This window comes from Streptomyces sp. NPDC041796 (assembly GCF_055590785.1).
The window spans coordinates 204,545-216,683 of record NZ_JBVJAH010000010.1; the positions used below are offsets into that span (position 1 = coordinate 204,545).

A 12,139-nucleotide genomic window follows, 5' to 3' on the forward strand; every position below is an offset into this window, starting at 1 on the left:
CCGCCGACCGAAGGCGATCAGCACGCATGCAGCAGACCCGCCGGCGGATACGCAGACCGGCCGCCCTCGGGGCGGCCGCCACCACCCTCGCCATGGCCGGCCTGGTCACGGCGAGCTCGACCCTCCCCGACCCCACCCGCGCCTCGGCCGGCCCCATCGCCGCCCGTTCCGCCGCCGACGAACCGGGACTCGCACCGTGCCGGATCACGACCACCCTGGGGATCCAGCTCTCGGAGGGCATACCCACGGGCCCGGGCTACGCGCGCTCGACGGGCGAGGTCCGTGCCCTGACCCTGATGGTCGACTTTCCCGACGCCCCCGGCGAGGGCCCGGCGATGAGCCGGTTCGCCGAGTTCTTCCCCCAGACCACCGACTGGTTCCGCACCAGCTCCTACGGGCGGCTCCGCTACCGCCCCGAGGCCCCGCTGAAGGACTGGCTGCGGATGCCGATGCCGTTCGGCTCGTACGGGATCGAGCGCGGCTCACCGTACGAACCCGGCTACCGCCAGCTCGTCCAGGACATCGTGACGGCCGCCGACCCCAAGGTCGACTTCGCCGACTACGACCTGATCAACGTCCTGGTCACACCCAACGCGGGGCCCTCGGCGCTGGACACCGTCCTGTCCGTCACCTTCTCCGGCAACGGCGAGGCCCCGCACGCCGACGGCACGCCGCTCGCCAACACCTCGTTCGTCTACAGCCGCCAGGACGACGGTTCGGGCTCGTACCACGAAACGGGCTACCGGGTCCTGCCGCACGAGAACGGCCATGTCTTCGGGCTGCCCGACCTGTACACCGCCGAGGGCGGCGCCGCGGTGGGGCACTGGGACATCATGTCCGAGGACTGGGGCGCCAACAACGACCTGCTGGCCTGGCACAAGTGGAAGCTGGGCTGGCTCGACGACGGCCAGGTGCGCTGCGCCTCCGCGTCCGGCACCCGCGAGTACACGCTCACGCCGCTGGCCAGGAAGGGCGGGCCGAAGCTCGCCTTCGTCCCGCTCACCCCCGAGTCCGGGTACGCCGTGGAGGTCCGCACCCGGGACGGCAACGACGAGGCGGTGTGCGAGCCGGGTGTGCTGGTCTACCACGTCCAGGCCGACGTGGACACCGGGCACGGGCCGGTCACCGTCGTGGACAGCGACCGTGACAGCGGCGGCTGCACACGCCGCCCGAACGTGCACGCCGAACTGTCGGACGCCCCCTACCGCCCCGGCGAGTCCTTCACCGACCGCGAGAGCGGCGTACGGATCACGGTGCTGTCCGAGGACCCGGAAACGGGCGTCTACCGGATCCGCGTCACCCGCGCCTGAAGCCGCCCTGCAGCTTCATCTCAACCTCTTCCCGCAGGTCCCGCTTCAGCACCTTGCCCGTGGCGTTCCGCGGCAGCGGGCCGTCCTGTACGAGGACGTGGGCCGGCACCTTGAAGGCGGCGAGACCCCGCGCCACATGCGCCCGCAGCTCCTCGGCCCCCGCCGTCGCTCCCTCCCGGAGCCGCACCACGGCCGCGACCTCCTCGCCCAGCACCGGGTGGGGCACACCGAGCACGGCCGCGTCGGCCACGTCGGGATGCTCGTACAGCGAGGCCTCGACCTCCACGCAGTACACGTTCTCACCACCCCTGATCACCATGTCCTTCAGCCGGTCCACGACGCTGACCCGCCCGTCGTGCACGGTGGCCAGGTCACCGGTGCGCAGCCAGCCGTCGGGCGTGAACGCGGCGGCCGTCGCCTCCGGGTCGTCCCAGTAGCCGCGCACCAGGGACTGGCCGCGCAGCCAGAGTTCACCGACCTCGCCGTCGGGCAGGGGGCGCCCGTCCGGGGCGGCGATCCGCACCTCCGTGACGGGGCTGGGCCGCCCCACGCTGCCCGGGAAGCGGCGGTAGGACGCGCCGAAGTTGGCCATGACACCGCCGCTGGTCTCGGTCAGCCCGTACCCGTTGCGGGGCTCGACGCCCTCGGGGCAGCGGGCGACGAGTCCGGGCGGTGCGGCGGCGCCTCCGGTGTTGAGGTGGGCGAGTGTCCCGAGACCCCTGTCGCCGGCCGCCTCCAGCAGTTGGAGCGCGGTGGTCGGCACCCCGGCGTAGTGCGTCACTCCGTGCGTGTGGATGAGTTCCAGGGCCTTGTCGGCGTCCCACTTGCGCATCAGGACGAGCGTGCCGCCCGCCGCCATCACCGCGTAGAACGACGTGAACGCGGCGACGTGGAAGAAGGGGAACGTCGTCAGCGACACGGGTGCCGGGCCCTGCCCGGGGATCTGCCCGCGTTCCAGGGCGGCGACGGCGGCGTGGAACCGGGGGTTCGTCGCGGCGCCGGCCTGGGCCAGGTGTGTGGCGACGGCCCCCTTGGGCCGCCCGGTGGTGCCGGAGGTGTAGATGATGGTGGCGTCGTCCTCGGGCCGGACCTCCACGTCGGGCGGGCCGAGCGCGGGATCTGCGACGGGGAGGTCCTCGTACCGCTCGAACCCTTCCTCGGCCTCCCCGTGGAAGACCAAGGCCGCCACCGGGTTGCGGCGCACCCATCCCCGCACCCGCTCCACCCGCTCCCCGTCGACGAGCAGCACGCGCGGGCGGCAGTCGTCGAGGGCGTAGGTGAACTCGTCCTCCGTCCACCAGGCGTTGAGAGGTACGGCGACGAGTCCGGCCAACTGGGCGGCCCAGAAGGCGACCTGCCATTCCGGGTGGTTGCGCATGGCGACGACGGCCCGGTCTCCGGGGCGCAGCCCGTACACGTCGGTGAACCTGCGGGCCAGCGCGGAGGCGGCGGCGAAGAACTCCCCGTAGGTGTACGTCCGGTTCTCGGCGACGAGGAACGGCCGCTCGCCGTACGCCCAGGTGACCTCGACGAACTCCCGCAGCGTGCGCGGCCCGGCGGCGTACACGCGCCGTCCGTCCTCGGCCGTCACCACGGCGAACGGCGCGCCGGGCGCGGTGAGGACCGCGAGGTGCCTCGCGTCGGGTCCCGCATCGGCGGGCCCGGCGGCGGCCGTCGCCGAGTGGTGCGTGGACGGATCGGTGTGCGGCACGATCGCCTCTTCCTAAGCGCCTGCTCAGTCCCTCCCGGCGACGCTATGCGCCCCGACCGCACCCCGTCAAGGTTCGTGTATCCACCACTTATCTCGTCCACCCCGGGTCGGCGGCGGAAACACTCCGCGTCCACCCGCGATCCCCCGCACGCACACGGCGCGTCCACCCGGGGTCGCCCGCGCACACACGCCGCGTCCACCCCGGGTCGCTCGCGCACACACGCCACGTCCACCCGGGATCCGCCGCTCGAATGCCCCGCGTCCAGCCCGGGTCCGCCGCACGCACAGCCCGGGTCCAGCCGGGATCCGCCGCTCGGACGCCCCGCGTCCAGCCCGGGTCCGCCGCACGCACAGCCCGGGTCCAGCCCGGGTCCGCCACCGCCCTCATGCCGCAGGGGCCAGGACGGGCCGTACGACGAGCCACATACGGGCCAGCCACTCCTGCGCCGTCTCGCGCGGCCCGGGCAGCCCCTCGCCGAAGGCCATGTCGGCGCGCGTACGGGCCATCGTCTCGGCCCCCACGATCACCGACATCACGAGCGCGGCGGCGGAGCGGGCGTCGGCCCCGGGCAGCGCCGTGCCGTCACTCTCGGCGCGCCGCAGGGCTCTGAACAGACTGCCGAGCCAGTTGACATGGCAGTGCATTGACGGGTCCTCAGGTGTCTCCAGCTCACGGGCCAGCCGCACGCCGGCCCGGGTGACCACGTCGCTCTCGAGCAATCCGACCAGGGTGTACGTCATGTCGACGACGGACTGGAAAGCCGGCCCCGGGCGCTCCGCACACAACTTCAGGGCGGCGCCCGAAGTGGCGCACGCCTCGACCTGGACGGCGCGGGCGAGCTCGGACTTGGCGGCGAAGTGGAACGACAGCGCGCCCTTGGTGACCTGCGCGTGATCGCTGATCACCGCGAGTGTGGCCCGCTCGTACCCGACCTGGTCGAACACCGCGGCGGCCGCCCGGATCAGATTCGCCCGGGTCCGCTCGGCCCTCTCCTGTTTCGCCACAGCCCCCACCCCTCTCGCCGGGCACGACAGTAGAACCAACCTAGAAACCAACCTCTTGGTTTGTCAACGGGGCGCTCGAACAACGCCCATTCAGCCAAAGCTCGGTCCCAGGGGCCAGTTTGCCACCCTGACCCCCGGTCAAACAAACCATCTACGCGGTTCTTTAGCCCAGCAGCACCGGAGCGTGACGCCTCGCTCCGCGCCCTCACCGGCGGGCGGTACGCACCACCGGTACGCCCCACCGGTACGCCCCACCGGCCGGCCCCGCCCAGGTGCCCGCGCGTTACGCGCCCCCCGCGCCAGTGGCGACCCCCGCCCCGGCAACGCCGCCGAACGCCTCCGCGTGCGCCCGCGCCCAGTCGGCGAAGCCGCGCGGGGCGTGCCCGGTGGCCTCCCGCACGCCGTCGGCCACGGCGGCCTTCGCCCCGTCACGCTGCCGCCTGGCGCCCTCCAGGAGGGCCTGGACCAGCGGCTCGGGCCACCTGGCCCGCCACCGCTCCAATGCCTGATCCTCCGTCAACTCCACGAACCGCAGGGGTCGTCCCAGCACCTCGCCCAGCACCCGGGCCTGCTCCCGGGCGGACAGCGCCTCGGGGCCGGTCAGGGCATAACTCCGCCCGGCGCACGCGGGGTCGAGGAGCGCCCGTACCGCCGCGTCGGCGACGTCACGCGGGTCGACGCAGGCGTTGCGCCCGGAACCGTGGAGGGCCCGGACGGTGCCCTCCTCCCGTACGGAGGCGGCCCAGCCGAGGGCGTTCGACATGAAGGCCCGGGGGCGCAGCAGCGTCCACGCGAGCCCCGAGGCGAGCAGCCGCTCCTCGTTGTCCCGCTGCCAGCGGGTGAGCACGTCCTGGGCGTCGGGGTCGAGCACGGCGAGGGCGGAGAGCTTGACGACCCGGCGCACACCGGCGGCACGGGCGGCGGCGAGGACGTTCTCGTCGTGCTGCGGCCGCAACGGGTCGGCCGTGATGACGAGGACGACGTCCGTGCCCCTCAGTGCGTCCCTGAGTCCGCCTGGGTCGCCGAAGTCGGCACGCACAGCTTGTCCGCGCAGCCCCTGCCGCGCGGCCTTGTCCGGATCCCGCACCAGAAGCCGTACGTCCACGCCCCCGTCGACGACCCCGTGCCCGCCCCGGTCGGCACCCCCGTTCGCGACCCCGTCGACGACCCCGTGCCCGCCTCGGTCGGCACCCCCGTCCACGCGTCCGTCCACGCGCCCGTCCACGCCCCCACCCACGACCCCGCCGGCGGCGAGTCCGTGGGCGACGAGCCTGCCGACGGTCCCGGTGGCGCCGGTGACCGCCACGACGGGCCGCGACGTCCGTCCGTCCCGCGTCACGCCACCTCACCTCCCCGGCGGCACAGCCGCTCACCGCGTGCGACACCGGTGTCGAAGTCCTGCACGGTGCCGGGTGCGGCGATCCCGGGAAGCAGGCAGTCCCACATCTCCTTCACGCGCCGGGGCAGCTCCTTGCGGCCGTCCACCTGCCGCGAGTAGAGCTGTACGCCCGTGCACGCGCCCACCAGGAACCGGGCGATCCCTTCCGGATCGGCCCCCTCGCGCAGCTGACCCAGCTCCCGCGCCCGACGCAGGTGCCCGGCCATGAGCTCGCGCCAGCCCTCGAACGGCGCCCCCTCCGCGAGCCGCTCCTGGTCGATCGACAGCTGCACGCCGGCCCGCAGCAGCGGGTCCTCGAGCAACCGGTGGGACCACACGAGCGTGATGTCGACCAGCCGCTGGAGCCCCTCCGACTCCAGCAACGGTTCGATGCTCTCCTGCTGGGCGTTCATCACCGCCTTGGCGAGCCCCTCCTTCGACCCGAAGTGGAAGTAGAGCGCCCCCGCGGTCAGCCCCGCCCGCTTGAGGATCTTGTTGATGCCGGCCCCCGCGTACCCGTGCTCGTCGAACACCTCGGCCGCCGCCCGTATCAGCGCCAACCGGGTCTGCACGGCCCGCTCCTGCTTGAGCTGTGCCACGCGTCCACCCTCCCTCTCCCGCAGCAAAAAGAACGCCCTCTACGCTACGGCCCCGTCCCCCGCCCCCGGTCGGAACCGGCCACCTCGCGCCGTTCAGCCCCTGACCAGAGGACCCGTACTCATTCGCCCACGTACACGTACTCATGAGGCGCCCGGTATGGGGTGGGGCGCGTGATGCTCGTGCGATGTGATCTTCTTGGCCGGAAAGATCCGCGGGGGAGGGCTGCGCATGGCGTGGGACGAGTGGGAACAGATCAAAGCCGACGTGTCCGATCGGCAGCCCGTGGCCATGCGGCTCAACCAGGTTCCGGTCGAGCCCGGCACCGGGCCCAGCGCCGTGACCGGCGGCCTGGCGTCCAGCAAGAAGGCATGGACCACGGCCGGTGAAGGAGTGGGCTCCCTTCGCCGGAGCGTCAGCACCGCGCTGACCACACTGGAGGACGGTCAGGCGGGCCTCGGCGCGACCACGGGCTGCCTCACCGCGGCAGCGCAGAAGGACGTGTACGCCTCATGGAAGAAGTACGCCGAAAGCGTCCGCGAGAGGTGCGGCTCACTCCAGAAGATCCTGGACCAGGTGGGCCATGACCTGTTGAGGACCGATTCGGCGGTCAAGGGCGAGATGGACAAGCTGAAGCTCACGTACGCGGACACGGACGCCGTCGGCGGCCGGGCGAAGGACCGGTGACGGCGGAATGGACTACGCCACCCTCAAGGCCCTCAAGCCCTCGGAGTTCGAGGACGCCGCCGACGGATACCGCTCCATGGGCAGCATGGCCGAAGCGGCGCAGGAGCACATCGAGAACACCGTCGCCGCCGGCATGCGGAGGACGCTGAAGGGCGAGGCGGCGGACGCGGCGCAGAAGCAGCTCCAAGCCCTGGCGAAGAACTTCCACTACACCCGGACCGAATGCGGTGTGGTCAGCACGGCCCTGAACGGGTTCGCGTACGACATGGAAGCCGCCAAGCGGAAGCTGAACGCGGCGATCGCCGACGCCCAGGCGGACGGCTGCACCGTGACCGCGGACGGCTCGGTCACCTATCCGGCGGGTCGGAAGCCGGGGGACGAGAAGGACACCGACGGTGGCACGGTGACCGGGAGCGCCGGAGGCGACCAGACCTCCGACGCCATCGAGCGCCAGGCGGCGAACATCCACCCGAACCCGCATTACGGCAAGGCGATGGGGTACGCCAACCGGATCGCCGACGCGCTGAAGGAAGCCACGGACGCGGACGCCAAGTGGGGGCCGAAGGTGCGGGCGCTCAAGGCCGATGACGACCTCACCGTGTCCGCCGCGGACTGGACGGACGTCACGTCGGACACGGGGGGCGTGCGCCAGGCGGCCGACGCCTACCTCGACACGATCAAAGCACCGCCCAAGAACGATTGGCCCCAGGACAACGCCAACTGGTGGAAGGGCCTCTCGGAGGAGCAGCGCGCCGCCTACGTCTCCATGCACCCCGCGAGTGTCGGGGCGCTCGACGGCCTTCCCTCCGCCGTACGCGACGACGCCAACCGCACCGTGCTCGCGGAACAACGCGCCGCCAGGCAAGTGGAGTACGACGCCTGGCTCAAGAAGGAACCCGAGCACTACAGGCCCTACATCAGCCCCGTCACCGGTCGTGAGGTGAAGGGCGCGATGGTGCCGACCGAGGAGTGGAAGGAGTGGAACGAGAAGAAGCAGCAGCTCGAAAACGGCTACAAGGGCATGGACGACATACAGAAGCGGTTCGACAGCTACACGAGCGAGAGCAATCGCCCCTATCTGCTCGGGTTCGACGGGAACAACATGGGACGCGCCATCGTCTCCATCGGAAATCCGGACACCGCCGACAACGTGGTGACGTACGTGCCCGGGACGTTCGCCAAACTCGAGTCGATCGACGGAGACATCGGCAGGGCGGAGGCACTCCAGTTGCGAGCGGAGCGCCAGGATCCCACCCACTCGACGGCATCGATCGTGTGGCTCGGTTACGACGCCCCGCAGGGCATCTTCACCGATGCGACGGAGACCAAGTGGGCGGACAAGGCGGAGGAGCCGCTGGGCAACTTCCTGCAGGGCATCGAGGAAGCCAACCACCGGGACGTGAACCAGACACTTCTGGGTCACAGCTACGGGTCCCTGGTGGCAGGCCAGACGATGCGAACCCACATCGACCTGCCCGTCGACAACGCGATCATGGTGGGCAGCCCGGGCGTGGGCGTGGATCACGCGAAAGACCTGAACATCCCGCCGGACCACGTCTTCGCGGCCACGGCCAAGAACGACCTCATCAACCTCGCCCCGCCCCCGGCGGGCCCCCTGGCCCCTCTCAACCCGAAGGCGTACATGGAGCTGTTCGACGACCACTCGATCGTCCACGGAACCGACCCGGTCTCCGACGACTTCGGCGGCGTGGTCTTCGACGTCCCCGCCGGTAAGCATCCGGGCGCGAACTGGGAGACCATGCCCGCTCACTCCCAGTACTGGGACGAAAAGCCCCTCGGCAGCCTGGCGAAGATCGTCACCGGAGGACGGCCGTGAATCGGCGCACAGTGATCGCGGCCGCCGCACTGCTGACCATGATGGCCGGGGTCACCGCGTGCGGGGGGCAGGAAGACGGACAGGAAACCGGCGGAGAAGCACCGAAGCAGGTCACCATGAACGAGCAGCAGGCGATCGACCGGGCAGAGCAGATCATTCACCAGGCGGTGGACGGCATGTCCCCCAAGCCCACACTGGAGCGCATCGGCCCCCAGCCCGTCGGCCCCTGCATCGCCAGGGACGATCACGGCCCGGACGACCGGGTGCAGGTGACCGTCGCCTACAAACTGACCGGTGTTCCCGGGTCCGAGGCCCACAAGCTGGTGCGGCAGGCCCGAGACGCCTGGCTGAAACAGGGCTACACGTACAACTCGTCCGGTGAGGACGACTGGGCCGGCCCCTTTCCGTCGGTCTACATGCGTACGGAGCCCGACGACTTCTGGCTGGACGCCGTGACCGGCGTCGTGGACCGCGCCAAGGGCGAGGGCCTCGCCTCCCTCGCCGTGAAGTCGCCCTGCTTCCTCCCGCCGGGGAAGTCCTCGGCGGCCGCCTCGGCCGAACCCGCCGCACTGACGGACCCGCGGGACGACGACCCCGCTCGGCACCGCGCCCTCGGCCACTCCAGCCGGATCTACGACGCCCTGCGGCTCGGTTCGGCGCCCACCCAGCCCGGGGAGGGTCTCAGCACGGTCCACGACGAGTCCGGGACCTCGGTCCATCACACCTGGTCGACCGAGCCGCTGCGGGAGGACGAGGCGGTACGGGCCTTGGCACGCGCGCGGGCGTACTTCGGGAGGGCCGGATGGAGCGTGCGCCACCTCCCGACGCATGGGGGCACCCCCGCCGTCGTCGCCCGGCACCCCGCGGACGGCACGGTCGCCCAGGTCGCCGCCGGGGCCACCGGCGCGGTACGCGTCGCGGTGACGACGCCCGCCGACGGCCCGGCGCCGGCGGACGCCTGACCGCCGGCCCCACGAGCCCCGGCACCGCACCCCGGCCGCCCGCTTCCCACCCGGCCGGCTCGTCCTCGCCGGAGCAGACGCCCGAATACCCCCCGTGTCGACCGCGACCCACCCGCTACACTGTCCGCGGCGGCTCAGCGCTCCTCAACTGGGTCCCGCCTCCCGCCTCCGTAGCTCAGGGGATAGAGCACCGCTCTCCTAAAGCGGGTGTCGCAGGTTCGAATCCTGCCGGGGGCACCAGGCAAAACGGCCCGGACCGATCATGGTCCGGGCCTTTTTGACGGCACCATTTGACGGCAGTCGTCCCTCAGGCGGCCGGTCGCCGGCGCCTGAGCAGGCGGTCCATGTGGCTGATCGCCTCCCGCTGGGGGTCGTGCACGACGTGCGTGTACACGTCCATCGTGATGCTGATCTGGCTATGGCCGGGGATCTCCATGATCACGCGCGGCGCGACGCCGGCCGCCGTCAGCAGCGTGGCGCAACCATGCCGGGCGTCGTGCAGCCGGACCACCCGCAGCCCCGCATCGGCAGCCACCCGCGTGAACGACCGGTAGACATTCCGGGGATCCACCGGCCGACCGTCCCTCGTGGCGAACACGTAGCCCTTCTCCGACCATGTGAGACCGGTGCGTGCGGACGCTTACCACTGCTAAAGCCGGTGCCGGCGCAGCGGCGCGACGCACAACGCGGGCATCGGAAAGACGCGTTGGCGGCGGCTCTTGGGGTCGTCGTCATAGAGCGTGCCGCGCTGGCGCTGCGTCTGCTGGCGTACGTGCAACACCCGGTTGTCCAGGTCCACGTCCGACCAGCGCAGGCCCACCAGTTCCCCGCGCCGCAGGCCCATGGCGATGGCCAAGACGAACGCGGCGCAAAGCGGGTCTCGTGCGGGCGCCGATGTGGTCGTAACCGCCATGGCCGCGGTGGCCGAAGCCCTGGGTTCCGCATAGGCCGTGCATGGGCTGCTTTGGCCGACCTGTGGCCAACGCGGCCCAATGTGTGGGAATGGCTCACAATGGCGACAACGTCGCTACGAACTCAGAGGTAGCACCTTCACGAGCCCTCTCCCGGGGGCTAGCTCCGTTTCGACCTGGCGACGCCGCAGCAAATGGCGCCCCGCAACGGTAACAAGTGAGGCGCTTCACTTGGGGGCCCGGGCGGTTTTAACCACGGCTCACTGAGCGGCTGACAGGTGGGCGTACATGCCGCTATAGCATTCTGCCATTTTGGCGGTCTCAGGGAATACACGGGGGTAACTATTGGAAAGATGCCCAAGATGCTCAACCGATCTATCGACAACCCTGTCCATGTCTCCATATTGAACCATCAAACCGCGAAAGCGGGCAAGTTCCGATCGCAGCGCATCCTTTCTTTCGACGAGGACGTCATAAACCGCACGACGCTCCATGCGGTTTGCTTTTGAGTTCCATATGCGATAGCCATCGCGAAGATCCCGCATCCGCCGACCAGGCGATATACTCCATCCTGCGAGTTCATCGAGATCGGAGAATTCTAGGTACATTAGATTCAATGCTTCATCAACAGCACTGCCTGTTTCCTCTGGTAGGCCATCCTTCTCCAGTCTAGCCAGGTCTCTAAGCAGGGAATGGACGGCCTCATCTCGAAACCATAGCAACTTTGCACTTTTGATTCCGATCGGTGGAAAATGCTGAACCATCCTCTCACTTGAGAGCATTTCAGATACGCCATGGGCAGCCCTGTTTACGCGCACCATCATACCGACAACCAAAGCCTCCCCTCCGGCCCTATCAAGCCATACCGGGCCGCCACTGAACCCCTCACTCACGGAAAAGCCCGTCATTTTAGAATTGTCAAGTTGATATCTAAAGTAGGGCCGCTGGCCGAGAATCACACTCGACACGAAAACTGGACCGGACACCTCAGTCCAGCCCTGTATTCGCACCTCACGTCCGGTGAGGTCTTCGACGTCGGCAGCCAAGCGGCAGGGCTCGACGCCCTCGGGACCTCGCCCGTCAAGTTGCAGCGTCGCCACATCGTCATGCTCGGATTCCCATCTTACGAGGGTGGCCGCCTGGGTAACTGCGGGGCTATCCGCGTATGGAAACCTTATGTCTACCTGCGCGACATCTCGGTCGGATGACTGAACAGGTCGATCGAGTATCTTTTCGATGACGTGGAGCGCCGTAAAGATATAACCGTTGACCGTGTAAATCCCGCACCCGCGATGCTTCGCTTCGTGCTGGCGTGCAACAGTTACGAATCCGCTGCTGCGATTACGCATTCTCGCTTCCGCTCCAGTGAACGGTGAAGTTTAGGGAAGCCTGCGCCTCCCCCTTCACCAGCTTGACGTCAGCCCCGCCGATGAAAGTAATACCGAAGCAAAGTTCCGCCGATTCATAACTAAGAGCGCTCGCGGTCATCTGCTCTTTGGCTATCTGTGCCAAATTCGATGCGGCGAGTATCCCTCGCTTAAGGGCATCGACTCCGGAGTCCAGGAGTCGGTCGGCTACGCCTACTTCTACCCAGCCGCCGTCCCATACTTCGGCGGTGTCATCTATCTCTAGCGCCACTTTGAGGTCGGAACCTGGAAGTTGGACCACTACCGTCGCCATGAGATCACCAGATTTGTTGAATCTGCGATTTCTTGTCGGGTTCGCATCCCCTTCCTCCACA

At 69.6% G+C, this 12,139-nt stretch carries 10 protein-coding genes, 1 tRNA gene and 1 pseudogene; 5 read left to right on the plus strand and 7 right to left on the minus strand.

Going from position 1 to position 12,139, the window contains the following annotated elements:
- The first annotated feature begins 26 nt into the window (after positions 1-26).
- Positions 27-1,310 (plus strand): M6 family metalloprotease domain-containing protein, encoded by a 1,284-nt coding sequence (locus tag ACZ6C1_RS21920; RefSeq protein ID WP_469242861.1) that lies wholly within the window; start codon positions 27-29, stop codon positions 1,308-1,310.
- On the opposite strand, the gene ACZ6C1_RS21925 is transcribed toward ACZ6C1_RS21920, so the two are convergent.
- The 4 genes from ACZ6C1_RS21925 to ACZ6C1_RS21940 all read right to left on the minus strand — a co-directional run bounded on the left by ACZ6C1_RS21925 (position 1,297) and on the right by ACZ6C1_RS21940 (position 6,003).
- Positions 1,297-3,021, minus strand: coding sequence for a class I adenylate-forming enzyme family protein (locus ACZ6C1_RS21925; RefSeq protein WP_469242862.1), 1,725 nt, complete (start codon positions 3,019-3,021; stop codon positions 1,297-1,299). The two genes, ACZ6C1_RS21920 and ACZ6C1_RS21925, sit on opposite strands and share 14 nt — an antisense overlap.
- A 384-nt stretch (positions 3,022-3,405) precedes the next feature.
- Positions 3,406-4,026 carry a ScbR family autoregulator-binding transcription factor gene (locus ACZ6C1_RS21930; protein ID WP_469242863.1) on the minus strand — a complete coding sequence of 207 codons (621 nt, stop codon included), beginning with the start codon at positions 4,024-4,026 and terminating at the stop codon, positions 3,406-3,408.
- Between the two features lie 283 nt (positions 4,027-4,309).
- Positions 4,310-5,365, minus strand: coding sequence for an NAD(P)H-binding protein (locus ACZ6C1_RS21935; RefSeq protein WP_469242864.1), 1,056 nt, complete (start codon positions 5,363-5,365; stop codon positions 4,310-4,312).
- Entirely contained in the window at positions 5,362-6,003 is a 642-nt protein-coding gene (locus ACZ6C1_RS21940; RefSeq protein WP_469242865.1) for a ScbR family autoregulator-binding transcription factor, read from the minus strand. The genes ACZ6C1_RS21935 and ACZ6C1_RS21940 overlap by 4 nt, the downstream gene beginning before the upstream one ends.
- Before the next feature lie 229 nt (positions 6,004-6,232).
- On the opposite strand from ACZ6C1_RS21940, the gene ACZ6C1_RS21945 reads away from it, so the two are divergent.
- The 4 genes from ACZ6C1_RS21945 (at position 6,233) to ACZ6C1_RS21960 (ending at position 9,727) form a co-directional block, all read left to right on the plus strand.
- Positions 6,233-6,688: a hypothetical protein gene (locus tag ACZ6C1_RS21945; RefSeq protein ID WP_469242866.1), complete on the plus strand. Its 456-nt coding sequence runs from the start codon at positions 6,233-6,235 to the stop codon at positions 6,686-6,688.
- A gap of 7 nt (positions 6,689-6,695) precedes the next feature.
- On the plus strand, positions 6,696-8,525 hold the full coding sequence (locus tag ACZ6C1_RS21950) for an alpha/beta hydrolase (protein ID WP_469242867.1): 1,830 nt from the start codon (positions 6,696-6,698) through the stop codon (positions 8,523-8,525).
- Positions 8,522-9,487 (plus strand): hypothetical protein, encoded by a 966-nt coding sequence (locus ACZ6C1_RS21955; RefSeq protein WP_469242868.1) that lies wholly within the window; start codon positions 8,522-8,524, stop codon positions 9,485-9,487. Before ACZ6C1_RS21950 ends, ACZ6C1_RS21955 begins: the two co-directional genes overlap by 4 nt.
- A gap of 164 nt (positions 9,488-9,651) precedes the next feature.
- Positions 9,652-9,727: transfer RNA gene (locus ACZ6C1_RS21960), tRNA-Arg, on the plus strand.
- Positions 9,728-9,794: 67 nt separating this feature from the next.
- Here ACZ6C1_RS21960 and ACZ6C1_RS21965 read toward each other — a convergent pair.
- The 3 genes and pseudogenes from ACZ6C1_RS21965 to ACZ6C1_RS21975 form a co-directional block, all read right to left on the minus strand.
- Positions 9,795-10,379: pseudogene (locus ACZ6C1_RS21965) on the minus strand (tyrosine-type recombinase/integrase); the annotation flags it as partial.
- A gap of 279 nt (positions 10,380-10,658) precedes the next feature.
- Positions 10,659-11,747, minus strand: coding sequence for a S1 family peptidase (locus ACZ6C1_RS21970; protein ID WP_469242869.1), 1,089 nt, complete (start codon positions 11,745-11,747; stop codon positions 10,659-10,661).
- The gene (locus tag ACZ6C1_RS21975) at positions 11,740-12,138 is read right to left on the minus strand and encodes a CU044_2847 family protein (protein ID WP_469242870.1); all 399 of its coding nucleotides are present in this window, start codon (positions 12,136-12,138) and stop codon (positions 11,740-11,742) included. Before ACZ6C1_RS21975 ends, ACZ6C1_RS21970 begins: the two co-directional genes overlap by 8 nt.
- Position 12,139: the final 1 nt, after the last annotated feature.